Below are 14263 nucleotides of genomic sequence, written 5' to 3'. Positions count from 1 at the left end.
CTGGGATTGTCATCGTATGACGCCTATCACAGAGGTGGAGGGGCGGCGGGTCGCGCTCAGCAACCTGGAGAAGGTGCTGTATCCGGAGACCGGCTTCACCAAGGCGGAGCTGGTGCACTACTACGCGACCAGCGCCGATGTGCTGCTGCCGCACCTGCGCGACCGGGCCGTGTCCTTCCTGCGCTATCCGGACGGACCGGAGGGGCAGCGGTTCTTCACCAAGAACGTTCCGCCGGGTACGCCCGAGTGGGTCACCACCGCCGAGGTGCCGCGTTCCTCGGCGGACAGTCCGGCTCGGATGGTGGTGCTGCAGGATCTGGCGAGCCTCGTCTGGGCGGCGAACCTCGTCACCGAGTTCCACACCCATCAGTGGCTGGTGCAGACCCCGGACGAGGCCGACCGGCTGGTCTTCGACCTCGACCCGGGCGCGCCCGCGACCGTCGTCCACTGCTGTCAGGTGGCCCTGTGGCTGCGCGAGCGGCTCGCGGCGGACGGCATCGAGGCATACCCGAAGACGGCCGGGTCGAAGGGGCTGCACCTGCTGGCCGCCGTGCGGGGCTCGTCCGCCGAGCGCACCAGCGAGTACGCGAAGGCGCTGGCCGTGGAGGCCGAGCGGGCGATGCCCCGGCTGGTGGTGCACCGGATGACGAAGAGTCTCAGGCCGGGGAAGGTGTTCGTCGACTGGAGCCAGAACGCGGCCCGCAAGACCACGGCGACCCCCTACACGCTGCGCGCCCGCCGGGCCCCGCTGGTGTCCGCGCCGGTGACCTGGGAGGAGGTCGCCGACTGCCGCGACCCGGCTCAGCTGGAGTTCCAGGCGGAGGACATCGCGCCGCGGCTGCAGGACCTCGGTGACCTGATGGCACCCATGCTGGACCCGGAGAGGGCGGCCCCGCTCCCCTGAGCTACACCCTCCCCCACGTGTTCCGGTCCCGCGCCATCCCGTGCAGCGCCTCCACGTCCGCCGGCTTCAGCACCCCGCCGAACCGGGCCAGGCCCGCCAGCTCGGTGTCCTGGAGGATCCGTACCGAGCGCGGCGGGACGGTCACCGTCACCTCGGCCGGGCCCGCCAGGGCCAGTACCGGGCGGACCTCGGCGGTCAGGGCGTAGGAGGCCCGGTCGGCGACGGAACGCAGCCGGCGCAGCAGCGGCTCCGCCTCGCGGCGGCCGACGGTGACCATCGGGTCGGCGACCAGGACCCGGGCCCTGCGGGCGTACAGGGCGTGCAGGGCGAACAGGCCGCCGGGGCCGAGGAGCAGATGGTGGATGCGGTCGCCGCCGGGCAGGTCTATGGAGTGCAGGGTGTGCCAGCCGGCCCCCTCCAGGCCGTCCAGGGCCGTGCCGACGGTCTCCTCGGCGGCCAGGGCGCGCCGGCGCGGGTCGGGGCGCAGCCGGTGGGCGGGGCCGGGGTCGCGGTCGAGGGCGACGAGCAGGGCCTCGCCGGGGCGGTTGGGCGCCAGGTCGTCGTCGGGGTGCAGGGTCAGCCGGGCGAGTTCCGCGGGGGTCGGCACCGGCGGCGGGCCGACGGTCACCGGGCCGGTCAGGAACGGCTTCAGGGCCTGGAGTACGTCGTCCCGGCTGTCCTCGCCGAGCAGGTTGACCCGGCCCGTCTCACGGTCGTACCAGGCGACATTGCTTCCGTCCGGGCGGCAGACGTACAGCCGTTCCCGGCCGTGCCGATAGGCCGGCACCACGCGCAGTGCGCTCATGCGCCATCACCCCTCGACCATGGGAACAGGCGGGGTGCTCCCGGGGCAAGACCGGTTACCGTGGAGGTCGGCCCGGGTTGGGGGAGTTGGGGAGGCGCCGTTGCGGATCCGCGGGAAGCAGCCCGACGTACCGGCTCCGGAGAGCCCGTGGAACGAGATCGTGCCCGGCCTGTGGATGGGCGGGCACGAGTTCCGGGGCCGCTCGGGACGGCCGGAGCTCGCCGTCGTACGTGATGAGTTCGATGTGGTGCAGACGCTGCTGCGGCTGCCGGGGTACGGCCCCGATCCGGGGGTCGAGCACCATGTGTGGCCGATACCGGACGGCCCGCTGGACGGGACGCAGCTCGCCGGGGTGATCCGGCTGGCCCGGGCGGCGAACGAGGCGCTGGACGCCGGGCGCCGGGTGCTCGTGCGCTGCTATCACGGGTACAACCGCTCGGGTCTGGTCGTCGCGCACGCGCTGGTCCAGCGGGGGCATGCCGCGCCGGACGAGGTGATCCGGCTGATCCGGGCCCGGCGCTCGGCGTGGGCGCTGCACAACGAGCTGTTCGTGGAGTACCTGCGCGCGGGCCTGTCGACGGTACGGCTGCTGGAGGAGCTGGCCGAGTAGCCTCTCTCCCAGCACCCACCCCCACGGGCGCAAAAAGGACTTACGTACGACTTACATAAGAAGTTTCCGCGTCTACGAATAAGGTGTACGGGCCCCGACCGACCCCGACACCCCAGGAGCACCGTGCCAGCCCGCCGTCCCGCGCGCACCGCCCTCACCGTGGCCGCCGTCGCCCTGCTGTCGGTGACTGCGGTGGCCTGCGGGGACACCGGCGGGCTGCGGGGCGCGGGCACCACCCCGGCCGCCGTCAGCCCCGCCAAGCTCTGGCCGGACCTGCGTCCGGCGTCCAGCCCGGCGTACAGCTACGACGTGGCGACCAGGAGCGTCGTCAAGGGCATCACGGTCCCCGGCGACGACATCCGCAAGGTGGACCCGGTGGCGGTGGTCGAGGCCGAGGTCAGGGCGCATCCGGACGACTACGGGTCGAAGGGGCCGTACCACGCGACCGTGGACCGGCTGAAGGACTGCCGGCCGGGCGGCGACCAGGCCCGCTGCCCGCTGCTGAAGCCGTACTACCGGGACCTCACCGGCGACGGCCGGGACGACATGACGCTCGGCTTCCGGCTCTACCCGACCAACCAGACGGGCGTGCGGGTCTACACCGTCGAGAAGCACAAGCTGGTGCAGGTACTGGCCGACAACGATGCGATCCTCGGCGTGGAGCTGGCCGGCCGGTCACTGATCGAGCGCTCGCCGGCCGACATCTCCGGCTACGAGTACCGCACGACCTGGGTGTGGGATCCGGGGCAGCGCGCGATGGTGTTCTCCCGCGACGAGTACCTGCACACCGGAAAGGGCCGGCACGCCAAGAAGCCCTCCCCCTCGCCGTCCGCCTCCCCGTCCGCCCCCTCCTCGGCGAGCGCGCGATGAGGCTCGCACTGCCCCGCTGGGCCGGGCCGCTCGCCGTGAAGGCGGCCGCGTTCATCACCGTGATGTGCTGTGCGCTGGCCGCGCTGCTCGGCGTCCTGGTGCATGTCTCGGTGACCAACCAGACCGTCGGCCAGGCCCGCAGCAGGGCCCTGTCCCGCCTCGCGGACGCCACCGAGGCGTACGAGGCCGGGGACACGCTGCTGCCGAACGCCGGGGTGGACCCCGAGGGGCTGCCCGCGCCGCTGCGCGCCCTCGCGGCGGCCGGCCGGCGCGGCACCATGGTCTCCCAGCACGACGGACACCCGACCATGTGGGCGGCGGGCCCGGTGGCCGGGCACCGGGCGCTCGCCGTGGCGGTCGACTATTCGCAGCAGTCCCGCACCATCAACGGGCTCGACAACTCGATCCTGTGGTCGTCGGCGCTCGCGATCGGGGCGACGGTGCTGGTCGGCGTGTTCGCGGTGACCCGGGTGACCCGGCGGCTGCACGGCACGGCCCGGGTGGCCCGGCGGATCAGCGCGGGAGACCTGGACGCGCGGGTCGACGACCCCCGTACGAAGGATCCGTCCCGCCCGCAGGACGAGGTGGCCGCGGTGGCGGCGGCGCTGGACTCCATGGCGTCGAGCCTGCAGAGCAAGCTGCTGAGCGAGCAGCGGTTCACCGCGGACGTGGCGCACGAGCTGCGCACCCCGCTGACCGGACTGCACGCGGCGGCCGAGCTGTTGCCTCCGGGCCGGCCGACGGAGCTGGTGCGGGACCGGGTGGCGGCGCTGCGCACCCTCACCGAGGACCTGCTGGAGATCTCCCGGCTGGACACCGGGCGGGAGAAGCCGGCGGTGGACATCGAGGAGCTGGGGGCGCTGGCCCGGCGGGTGGTACGGGCCTCCGGCACCGACACGGAGGTGCGCGTCCTGGCCGACGCCCGGGTGGAGACCGACCGGCGGCGGCTGGAGCGGGTGCTCGGGAACCTGGTGGCGAACGCGCACAAGCACGGGGCGCCGCCGGTGGTTCTGACGGTGAACGGGGCCATGGTGACCGTACGTGATCACGGGGCCGGGTACCCGGACTATCTGGTGGCTCATGGGCCGCAGCGGTTCCGTACGGAGGGTGGGGCGACCGGGCACGGGCTGGGGCTGACCATCGCCGTGGGGCAGGCGGAGGTCCTGGGGGCGCGGTTGTTCTTCGGCAACGCGGTGGACGGCGGGGCCGTTGCCACGTTGATCCTGCCGGTGGTCGAGGCGCGGTAAAGCGCACCTCACGCCACGCTGGCACCGGCGGGCACAGCACACAAGACGTCCCGTTTGGGTAGGTTCCGGGCATGACCAAGGCCGGAACCACCGTGGCGGCCAAGCAGGCTCCCGCACCCGTCGTACGCCTCCCCCGGCGTCGTGGCATCGAACTCGCCCTGATCGTGCTGGCCGTGCTGCTGTCCGTCTACGGCTACTGCGCGGTGGGTCTGGCCCGGACCGGTACCGTCCCGCCCGGCGCGGCCGGTTACGGCGCCGGGCTCGCCGGGCTCGCGCTGTGCGCGCATCTCGCGGTGCGCATCCGGGCGCCGTACGCCGACCCGTTGTTCCTGCCGATCGGGGTGCTGCTCAACGGGCTGGGGCTGGTCCTGATCTACCGGCTGGACCGGGAGACCCCGAACAAACAGGCGGCCCCGGCCCAGCTGGTGTGGTCCACGCTCGGCATCGCGCTGTTCATCGGTGTCGTGCTGGTGCTGCGCGACCACCGGGTGCTCCAGCGGTACGCCTACCTCTGCGTGGCCGCCGCGCTCGGGCTGCTCGCGCTGCCGATCCTGTTCCCGGCGATCAACGGCGCCCGGATCTGGATCCGGATCGCCGGATTCTCCATCCAGCCCGGCGAGTTCGCGAAGGTGCTGCTCGCGGTGTTCTTCGCCGCCTATCTGGCCGCCAACCGCAACGCGCTCGCGTACACGGGCCGCCGGCTGTGGCGGCTGCAGTTCCCGACCGGGCGGGTGCTCGGGCCGATCCTGACGATCTGGCTGCTCAGCGTCGGAGTGCTGGTCCTGGAGCGGGACCTGGGCACCTCGCTGCTGTTCTTCGCGCTGTTCGTGGTGCTGCTGTACGTCGCCACGGGGCGGACGGGCTGGATCGCGGTCGGGCTGCTGCTCGCCCTCCTCGGTGCGGTGGCCGTAGGGCGGACGGAGCCGCATGTGCACCAGCGGATCGAGGACTGGCTGCATCCGTTCGCCACCATCGAGGCCGGGCGGGGACCGAACCAGCTCTCCCAGTCGCTGTTCGCCTTCGCCGCCGGCGGAGTGCTGGGCACCGGGCTCGGGCTCGGGCACTCCGTCCTCATCGGCTTCGCCGTCAAGTCGGACTTCATCCTGGCCACGGCGGGCGAGGAGCTGGGGCTCGCGGGGCTCGCCGCGATCTTCGTACTGTACGCGCTGCTGGTGGAACGGGGTTACCGGGCGGGCCTCGCCCTGCGCGAGCCCTTCGGCCGGCTGCTCGCGGTCGGGCTGGCCTCGATCCTGGCGCTCCAGGTGTTCGTGATCGCGGGCGGGGTCACCGGGCTGATCCCGCTGACCGGCATGGCGATGCCCTTCCTCGCCCAGGGCGGCTCCTCGGTGGTCACCAACTGGGCGATCGTGGCGCTGCTGATCCGGGTGAGCGACTCGGCGCGCAGCCAGTACGACGGGCAGGAGGCGGCGTGAGCGACTACGGCGGCGGGCGGCCGATGGGGCGCTACATCCGACACGCCTGCGGGTTCTGCGCGCTGCTGCTGGCGGCCCTGCTGGTGAACGCGGCCCGGGTGCAGGTGGTGCAGTCCGGGGTCTACGACGGCAACCCGGCCAACCGGCGCGCCGAGATCGCCCGTTACGGCCATCCGCGCGGCAACATCCTGGTCGGCGACCAGCCGGTCACCGGCTCCGTGGACACCGGAGAGCAGCTGCGCTACGAACGCTCCTACAAGGACGGCCCGTTGTACGCGCCGGTCACCGGCTTCTCCTCGCAGTCGTACGGCACCACGTTCCTGGAGCACGCCGGGGACGGGGTGCTCTCCGGCACGGATCCGGTGCTGGCGCCGCTGCCGCTGTGGAACGACATGACGCGCGGGCTCGCTCCGGCCGGGAACGTCGTCACCACGCTGAACCGGGCCGCGCAGCAGGCGGCGTACCGGGGGCTGGCCGGGCGCAAGGGCGCGGTGGCCGCGATCGAGCCGGCCACGGGCCGCGTCCTGGCGCTGGTGTCGAGTCCGTCGTACGACCCCGGGGTGCTGTCCGGCAACGGCGAGGCGGTGGCCTCGGCGTGGGCGCGGCTCAACCACGACCCGGAGAAGCCGATGCTCAACCGGGCGGTACGGCAGACCTATCCGCCGGGGTCGACGTTCAAGGTGGTCACCGCGGCGGCGGCGCTGGACGCGGGCCGGGTCACGGACCTGGACGCGCGCACCGACTCCCCCGACCCCTACCGGCTGCCCGGCACCACGACCCGGCTGACCAACGAGGGCGACGGCTGCCGGGACGCCTCGCTGCGGTCGGCCTTCGAGTGGTCCTGCAACACGGTCTTCGCCAAGCTGGGCGTGGACGTCGGGGTGCAGAACATGGTGGCCACGGCGCGGGCGTTCGGGTTCGACGACCCCGGGCTGCGCATCCCCTTCTCCGTCGCGCCCAGCACCTTCGACCCGCATGTGGACCGGGCGCAGCTGGCGCTGTCCTCGATCGGGCAGTACAACACGCGGGCCACGCCCCTGCAGATGGCGATGGTCGCGGCGGCCGTCGCGGACCGCGGGCAGCTGCGGACGCCGTACCTGGTGGACCGGACGACCCGGCACAGCGGGGAGACGGTGGCCGGGAGCGGGGCGCATCCGGTGCGGCAGGTGATCAACCCCTCCACGGCCGAGCAGCTGAAGGAGCTGATGGCCGATGTGGTCCGGGAGGGCACCGGCACCCGGGCGGCCATCCCCGGCGCCCTGGTCGGCGGCAAGAGCGGCACCGCGCAGCACGGCGTCGGCAACTCCGGTGTGCCGTACGCCTGGTTCGTCTCCTGGGCGCAGGCCGACAACTCCCTGGATCCGCAGGTGGCGGTCGCGGTGGTGGTCGAGGACGCCTCGGCGAACCGGGGCGAGATCAGCGGCGGCGACGACGCGGCACCGATCGCGCGGGACGTGATGCGGGCGGTCCTCGGCCGGTGAGCACCGGCCGAGGGGGCCGGAGTTCAGATCGGCGCGACGGCCTCGGAGCGGATCCGGACGGTCTGCCTGGCGAGCGCCGCGAGATCGACGTCCGACGGGTTCTGCGAGGCGTGCGGCGTGTCCACGAAGGCCACGGTGGCGCTGGTGTTGCCGTCGGCCCAGACGCACGCGGGGATGGTGATCTTCGTGCCCGCCTGCTCCTGGGTCACGACTTCGCAGCTGATCGTCATCTGCAGGTGGAACTCCTTGGGGGAGACCGCCAGTTCAGGGTTGCTACCGCCATGGGCGAAGCCCTTCATCGCCCCCCGGCGGACCAGGTCGGCGTTCTTGAACCGGCCGTACATGCCCGACACCACCACGTTGCCCTTGGCGGCGTCACCGCCCAGGGCGTAGGTGCCGACGACTCCGTGGGTGTCCTTGGCGTCCCAGGCGCCGTCGGCCTCGTCCTCGATCTTCTTGCCGTCGGTGGCGGAGAGGTCCTTGGCGAGCCGGTACTTGCCGTCGAGCAAGGTCTGGGGGAGCGTGAGCTTGTTCTTCGCCTCGGGGAAGCCGCTCTCGACCGCCATCCCGATCAGGGCGAGCACCACGACGACCGCCATCACGGCGCCGCCCACGATCCCGAGGATCAGCCCGACCCGCCGCTTCTTCGGCAGCGGCGCCATCGGCGGCACGCCCCAGCCCGGGTACGGCTGCTGGGGGTACCCGGGCTGGGGTGGGTACTGCGCCTGCGGCGGGTAGCCGTACGGGCCGGGGGCGGCCTGCGGGGGCTGCGGGCCGTACGGACCCGGGGCGGCCTGCGGGGGCGGGCCGTAGGGGTTCGGCGGCTGCTGGGGGCCGTTGGGGTACGGCTGGCCGTTCGGGTACGGCTGCTGCGGGGGCGGAGGCATGGACACGCCCGCACGCTACTGCACCGGGGTGAACGGCCCGACAGCCGCTCCGGCTGTGCGCCCGCCTCGGCGCCGCGCCGCCTCAGCTCTCCCCCGCCCCCGACTCGATCGCCTCCTGGACCTCCGCGATCCGCTCCCGCTCCTCGGCGGCGAAGCGCTGGGCGTCCAACTGCTCGGCGAGTTCCTCGTCCTGGGCCATCAGCAGATCGAGGTTGGCGTCCCCCATCTCGAACACGCCCATGTCCACATAGGCCTGCTGGAGCCGCTTGCCCCACAGCCCGATGTCCTTGACGCAGGGCACGATGCGGCTGAACAGCAGCTTGCGGAACAGCTGGAGGAACTCGGAGCGCTCGCTCAGCGCCTCCGCCTCGGCCTTGGGGATGCCGAAGTTCTCCAGGACCTCCACGCCCCGGAGCCGGTCGCGCATGAGATAGCAGCCCTCGATGACGAACTCCTCGCGCTCGCGCAGTTCGGCGTCGGTGAGCTGCTTGTAGTAGTCCCTCAGGGCCAGCCGGCCGAAGGCCACGTGCCGGGCCTCGTCCTGCATGACGTAGGTCAGGATCTGCTTGGGCAGCGGCTTGTCGGTGGTGTCCCGGATCATCCCGAAGGCGGCCAGCGCCAGCCCCTCGATGAGGACCTGCATGCCCAGGTACGGCATGTCCCAGCGGCTGTCGCGGAGCGTGTCGCCGAGCAGCGACTGCAGATTGTCGTTGATCGGGTAGACGAGCCCGATCTTCTCGTGCAGGAACCGGCCGTAGATCTCGGCGTGCCGGGCCTCGTCCATGGTCTGGGTCGCGGAGTAGAACTTGGCGTCCAGGTCGGGCACCGACTCCACGATCCGCGCCGCGCAGATCATCGCGCCCTGCTCGCCGTGCAGGAACTGGCTGAACTGCCAGGAGGCGTAGTGCCGCCGCAGCTCACCCTTGTCCTTTTCGGTCATCTTGTCCCAGTACTTGGTGCCGTACAGGGACATGGCCTCCTCGGGCGTGCCGAGCGCGTCGTACGGGTCGACCTCCAGGTCCCAGTCGATGCGCTGCTGCCCGTCCCACTGCTTGTCCTTGCCCTTCTGGTACAGGGCGAGCAGGCGTTCACGGCCGTCGTCGTACTCCCAGCTGAACCGGGCGGAACCGCTCGCGGGCACCTGCCAGAGGGGGTCGCCGGGGTCATTGGCGTACAGGTCATGGGTCGGCATACCTCGCAGGCTCACACGTAGACGCGAAGTCAACAAGTCACGTGCAAGGGATTGACGGGCTTGCTGACAGGCAGTCTCATAAGAGCCGTGACGACGTACCCCCGGTAACGAGGTGAGGGAGCCATGACGACCCTGACGGAAGCGGACGCGCTGGACGGTCTGCGCGATGCGCTCGGCCTGCTCAAGGACCGGGAGCAGGTGGCCGAACGGCTGCTCGCCTCCTCCGCCAAGCACTCCTTCGACCCGGACAAGGAGCTGGACTGGGACGCGCCCTTCGAAGAGGGCAAGTGGTTCTGGCCGCCGGAACTGGTCTCGCTCTACGACACGCCGATGTGGCAGCGGATGAGCGAGGAGCAGCGGATCCTGCTCTCCCAGCACGAGGCGGCGGCACTGGCCTCGCTCGGCATCTGGTTCGAGATCATCCTGATGCAGCTGCTGGTCCGGCACATCTACGACAAGGCGGCGACGAGCGCGCACGTCCGCTACGCCCTCACCGAGATCGAGGACGAGTGCCGGCACTCCAAGATGTTCGCCCGCCTGATCTCGCACGGCGGCACGCCCTGGTACCCGGTCAGCAAGGTCCACCAGAACCTCGGCCGCCTGTTCAAGACCATCTCCACGACCCCGGGTTCCTTCACCGCCACCCTCCTCGGCGAGGAGGTCCTGGACTGGATGCAGCGGCTGACGTTCCCGGACGAGCGGGTCCAGCCGCTGATCCGTGGCGTGACGCGCATCCACGTGGTCGAGGAGGCACGGCACGTCCGGTACGCCCGTGAGGAACTGCGGCGCCAGATGGTGACGGCGCCGAAGTGGTCGCAGGAGTTCACCCGGGTCACGTCCGGCGAGTTCGCCCGGGTGTTCTCGGTCGCCTTCGTGAACCCCGAGGTCTACACGAACGTGGGCCTGGACAAGCGGGAGGCGATGGCCCAGGTCAAGGCGAGCGGGCATCGCCGGGAAGTCATGCAGACGGGGGCGAAGCGGTTGACGGACTTCCTGGACGAGATCGGGGTGCTGCGGGGGATGGGGCGGCGGCTGTGGAGGTCGTCCGGCCTCTTGGCCTAGGCGAGCGGGCCGGCCCGAGGGGCCCGGGGCCGTATCGGCATACGGCCCCGCCGCGTGGGCGCGACCAGCCACAACGGACCGGCGGACGAGGGACGGCCCCGAGCGGAGCGATTACGCTGACGGCCATGACCCCGTCCGCCGCCACCCCCGCCTACCGCCGCCTGAGCGTCGAGGAGCGGCGAAGCCAGCTCCTCGCCGCCGCCCTGAACCTCTTCGCTCACCGCGCCCCCGAGGACGTGTCGCTGGACGACGTGGCGGAGGCCGCCGGAGTGTCGCGACCCCTGGTGTACCGGTACTTCCCGGGCGGCAAGCAGCAGCTGTACGAGGCCGCGCTGCGCTCGGCCGCCGACGAACTCCAGCTGTGCTTCGACGAGCCCCGCGAGGGCCCCCTGCTGCCCCGCCTGTCCCGCGCCCTGGACCGCTATCTGAGCTTCGTCGACGAGCACGACACCGGCTTCAGCGCGCTGCTCCAGGGCGGGAGCGTGGTGGAGACCTCGCGGACCACGGCCATCGTGGACGGGGTGCGGCGGGCCGCCGCGGAGCACATCTACAGCCACCTCGGTGTCGCCGAACCCGGCCCCCGGCTGCGCATGACCGTCCGGACCTGGATCACGGCCGTGGAGGCGGCCTCGCTGATCTGGCTGGACGAGGACAAACAGCCCCCGGTCGAGGAGCTGCGCGCCTGGCTGGTGGAGCAGTTCGTGGCCGTACTCACGGTCACCGCGGCCCGGGACCCGCAGACCGCCGCCCTCGTCAGCGCACTCGGCGCGGAAGGCTGAGACTGAAGCCGTGAAGAGTCAGGACACCCCCTTCGAGGGCGGCCCCATGGACGGACGCGTGCTGCCGGTCCTGGTCGGGCCCACCGGGCACCCCCCGAAGACGTACCGCATCCCCGTCCCGGACCCGGACGGCGGACCGCCCACGGTACTGGTCTACCGCCGGGTGCCGCGCGGACACAGCAGGCGGCTGGGCCTGATCCAGGGGTGGAAGTACCAGTACGACCCGGACGACACCTCCGGCGGAAAGCTCCGGTGGCCCTGGTCGAAGCCGGCCGCCATGCCGCCCGGCGAGCCGGACGACACGAAGGAGTGACAGGCCTGCGCCGAACCGCGCACGCCGGGAGCGCGTCCCCCACGGATACATCTGATTATCGCGGTGCGATAGGAGGCGACCAGCCCGCCCGCCGGGACTCCCTCCCCGCACCCGAGGTGATGACGTGTCAGGGATGCTTCTGCGCCTGGCCTGTACGACCGCGCTGGCGGCCCAGGCCGTCCTCGTGCCCGCCCCCGCCGCGGCCGCACCGGACCCGCAGCCGACCGGTGCGGGTCCGCAGCGGCCCGGAGCGGGTCCGCAGCGGTCGGTGTCCCAGCTGCTGACGTCCCTTCAGCAGCTGTACCGCCAGGCCGAAAAGGCCACCGAGACCTACAACGCCACCGCAGAGAAGCTGAAACGTCAGCGTGCCGCGGTGGCCCGCCTCGACGGCGAACTCGCCCGCACCCGCCTCGCCCTGCAGGACAGCCGGACCGATGCCGGCCGACTGGCCCGCCGGCAGTACCAGAGCACCGACGGCCTCGGCCCGTACGTCCGCGTGCTCCTCTCGCCCGATCCGCAGCACGCGCTGGACGAGGGCCATGTCATCGGCGAGCTGGTCCGCGCGCAGGCCCGTACGGTGAACCGGCTGACCACCACGGAGAAGCGGAGCGACGTCCTGGCCCGGGCGGCCCGCAAGGCGCTGGACACCCAGCTCACCCTCGCCGACCAGCGGCAGAAGCAGCGCGACGACGTGCAGAAGAGGCTGGCCGACGTGGAACGCCTGCTGGCCTCCCTCACCCCGGCCCAGCTGGCCGCGGTCGCCGCGCTGGAACAGCGGGGCGTCACCGAGGCCCAGCACAAGCTCGCCACCGCGGGCTCCCTCCCCGCGAACCGCCCCGCCTCCCCCGAGGGCGCCCTCGCGGTCCGCTATGCCCTGTATCAGCTCGGCAAACCGTACGTCTGGGGCGCGGAGGGCCCCGAGTCCTACGACTGCTCGGGCCTCACCGCCGAGGCCTGGCAATACGCGGGCAGATCCATCCCCCGCACCAGCCAGGAGCAGTGGCGGCGCCTGAAGCGGATCCCGCTCGGCGACCTCCGCCCCGGTGACCTGGTGGTGTACTTCCCGGACGCGACCCACGTGGCGATGTACGTGGGCGACGGCAAGGTCGTACAGGCACCGAGACCCGGAGCGAACGTCCAGCTGTCACCGCTGGCGTCCTATCCGGTACTCGGTGCCGTACGACCGGACGCTCAGGACTCCGCCGCCGAAGACAAGTAGGCCTCTGTCAGCAGCTACTCGATATCCAGGCGCTCCGGGCCGCTGAGCGAGAGTTCCTGGCTGCCGCCCGCCGAGAGCGGGGATTGCCCCCCGTCTCCCGGGACACGACTGGCTGGACGTAGTCGGCCGCCGACGGACCCCCAGCGGCCCCGGTACAGCCGGGGCCGTGAGAGCCCAGGTCAGGGGCCCGTCAGGCGCCGGCGACCGAGGCCAGGTAGGCGGCTGTCTTCTCCGGCTCGTAGAAGAAGTTCTCGAAGTCGGACGGGTCGTTGAAGGCGTTGGCGAAGCGGTCGGCCACCGGCTGGAGCTGGCCGGCCGCGCCGATGAGGTTCAGGATGTGCTCCGGCGGCGGCATGAGCATCGCGTTCGTCCACTTGGTGACGTGCTGCGCGGTGTTCCAGTACCGGTCGAACGTGGCCTGCATCCACTCCTCGTCGAACGGCTTCTCACCCTGCTCCAGGATGGAGGCGAGGTACGACGCCGCGCACTTGGACGCCGAGTTCGAGCCCTGGCCGGTGATCGGGTCGTTGGCCACGACCACGTCCGCGACGCCCAGGACGAGACCGCCGCCGGGGAGGCGGCCGATCGGGTTGCGGACCGTGGGGGCGTAGCGGCCGGCCAGCGTGCCGCCCGCGTCCGTCAGTTCGACCTTGGTCGCCCGCGCGTACTCCCAGGGCGTGAACTTCTCCATGAGTTCCAGGGTCAGGGAGAGGTGCTCCGCCGGGTCCTTGACGCCGTTGAAGACGTCGAGCGGGCCGCCGGGTATGCCCTCCCAGAACAGGATGTCGGCCGGGCCGGAGGTGGTGAGCGTCGGCATCACGAACAGCTCGCCGACGCCGGGGACCAGGTTGCAGCGGACGGCATTGAAGTCGGGGTGCTCCGGGCGGGGGCCGAGACCGTGGACGTACGCCACCGCGAGCGCGCGCTGCGGCTCGCTGTACGGGGAGCGCGAGGCGTCGCGGCCGAACATCTGGACCAGCTCGCCCTTGCCCGCCGAGACCAGGACGAGGTCGTACGTACGGGAGAAATAGTCGAGGTCGCCGACCGCCGCGCCGTGGATGACCAGCTGGCCGCCGCGCTGGGCGAAGGTCTCCATCCAGCCGGCCATCTTCACCCGCTGGTCGACGGACTGCGCGTACCCGTCCAGCTTGCCCACCCAGTCGATCGCCCGCTGCGTGGGGCCCGGGTCGTGCGAGCCGGGGGCCGCGACCGAGACGCCGAGTCCTTCGATCTTCGGGGCCTGGGACTCCCAGAAGTTCAGCTGGAGATCGCGCTCGTGCTGCAGTGCCGTGTGGAACATGCACTGCGTCGACATGACCCGGCCGGTGCGGATCTCGTCCGCGGTCCGGTTCGACATCAGGGTGACCTCGTAACCGTGCGACTGCAGGCCGAGGGCGAGCTGGAGACCGGACTGGCCGGCTCCGACGACGAGTATCTTCCGCATGCGGGTGGGGACTCCTA

14 protein-coding genes are annotated in these 14263 nt (G+C 71.9%); 10 read left to right on the top strand and 4 right to left on the bottom strand.

Annotated features, from left to right (window positions below):
• The first annotated feature begins 16 nt into the window (after nucleotides 1-16).
• Nucleotides 17-904, top strand: a complete 888-nt coding sequence (ligD, locus tag ACZ418_RS08315; RefSeq protein WP_468358736.1) for a non-homologous end-joining DNA ligase — start codon at nucleotides 17-19, stop codon at nucleotides 902-904.
• 1 nt (nucleotide 905) lies between these two features.
• Here ligD and ACZ418_RS08310 read toward each other — a convergent pair whose 3' ends face one another.
• Entirely contained in the window at nucleotides 906-1709 is an 804-nt protein-coding gene (locus ACZ418_RS08310) for an NERD domain-containing protein (protein ID WP_468358733.1), read from the bottom strand.
• Between the two features lie 100 nt (nucleotides 1710-1809).
• On the opposite strand from ACZ418_RS08310, the gene ACZ418_RS08305 reads away from it, so the two are divergent.
• The 5 genes from ACZ418_RS08305 to ACZ418_RS08285 all read left to right on the top strand — a co-directional run bounded on the left by ACZ418_RS08305 (nucleotide 1810) and on the right by ACZ418_RS08285 (nucleotide 7350).
• The gene (locus ACZ418_RS08305) at nucleotides 1810-2319 is read left to right on the top strand and encodes a protein-tyrosine phosphatase family protein (RefSeq protein ID WP_468358730.1); all 510 of its coding nucleotides are present in this window, start codon (nucleotides 1810-1812) and stop codon (nucleotides 2317-2319) included.
• A gap of 123 nt (nucleotides 2320-2442) precedes the next feature.
• Complete coding sequence (locus ACZ418_RS08300; RefSeq protein ID WP_468358728.1) at nucleotides 2443-3189, top strand: hypothetical protein; 747 nt, start codon at nucleotides 2443-2445, stop codon at nucleotides 3187-3189.
• A complete protein-coding gene (locus ACZ418_RS08295; RefSeq protein ID WP_468358725.1) occupies nucleotides 3186-4436 on the top strand; it encodes an ATP-binding protein in 1251 nt (416 codons plus the stop codon). Before ACZ418_RS08300 ends, ACZ418_RS08295 begins: the two co-directional genes overlap by 4 nt.
• Before the next feature lie 71 nt (nucleotides 4437-4507).
• A complete protein-coding gene (locus tag ACZ418_RS08290; protein WP_468358721.1) occupies nucleotides 4508-5869 on the top strand; it encodes an FtsW/RodA/SpoVE family cell cycle protein in 1362 nt (453 codons plus the stop codon).
• A 23-nt stretch (nucleotides 5870-5892) separates the two neighbouring features.
• Nucleotides 5893-7350 (top strand): penicillin-binding transpeptidase domain-containing protein, encoded by a 1458-nt coding sequence (locus ACZ418_RS08285; protein WP_468358955.1) that lies wholly within the window; start codon nucleotides 5893-5895, stop codon nucleotides 7348-7350.
• Between the two features lie 23 nt (nucleotides 7351-7373).
• Here the strand turns inward: ACZ418_RS08285 and ACZ418_RS08280 are convergent, their stop codons facing one another.
• Together ACZ418_RS08280 and ACZ418_RS08275 are read right to left on the bottom strand one after the other, a co-directional pair.
• The gene (locus ACZ418_RS08280) at nucleotides 7374-8237 is read right to left on the bottom strand and encodes a hypothetical protein (protein ID WP_468358952.1); all 864 of its coding nucleotides are present in this window, start codon (nucleotides 8235-8237) and stop codon (nucleotides 7374-7376) included.
• Nucleotides 8238-8319: 82 nt separating this feature from the next.
• On the bottom strand, nucleotides 8320-9429 hold the full coding sequence (locus ACZ418_RS08275) for a ferritin-like domain-containing protein (RefSeq protein WP_468358718.1): 1110 nt from the start codon (nucleotides 9427-9429) through the stop codon (nucleotides 8320-8322).
• 123 nt (nucleotides 9430-9552) lie between these two features.
• On the opposite strand from ACZ418_RS08275, the gene ACZ418_RS08270 reads away from it, so the two are divergent.
• The 4 genes from ACZ418_RS08270 to ACZ418_RS08255 all read left to right on the top strand — a co-directional run bounded on the left by ACZ418_RS08270 (nucleotide 9553) and on the right by ACZ418_RS08255 (nucleotide 12802).
• Nucleotides 9553-10491 carry an AurF N-oxygenase family protein gene (locus ACZ418_RS08270; RefSeq protein ID WP_468358715.1) on the top strand — a complete coding sequence of 313 codons (939 nt, stop codon included), beginning with the start codon at nucleotides 9553-9555 and terminating at the stop codon, nucleotides 10489-10491.
• Between the two features lie 125 nt (nucleotides 10492-10616).
• Entirely contained in the window at nucleotides 10617-11270 is a 654-nt protein-coding gene (locus tag ACZ418_RS08265; protein WP_468358712.1) for a TetR/AcrR family transcriptional regulator, read from the top strand.
• A gap of 10 nt (nucleotides 11271-11280) precedes the next feature.
• Entirely contained in the window at nucleotides 11281-11583 is a 303-nt protein-coding gene (locus ACZ418_RS08260) for a hypothetical protein (RefSeq protein WP_468358709.1), read from the top strand.
• Between the two features lie 124 nt (nucleotides 11584-11707).
• Nucleotides 11708-12802, top strand: coding sequence for a C40 family peptidase (locus ACZ418_RS08255; protein WP_468358706.1), 1095 nt, complete (start codon nucleotides 11708-11710; stop codon nucleotides 12800-12802).
• A gap of 190 nt (nucleotides 12803-12992) precedes the next feature.
• On the opposite strand, the gene ACZ418_RS08250 is transcribed toward ACZ418_RS08255, so the two are convergent.
• A complete protein-coding gene (locus tag ACZ418_RS08250; RefSeq protein ID WP_468358703.1) occupies nucleotides 12993-14246 on the bottom strand; it encodes a styrene monooxygenase/indole monooxygenase family protein in 1254 nt (417 codons plus the stop codon).
• Nucleotides 14247-14263 lie beyond the last annotated feature (17 nt).

This window comes from Streptomyces sp. NPDC030820, from assembly GCF_055572075.1.
This window is presented reverse-complemented; position numbering and strand designations above follow the sequence as displayed.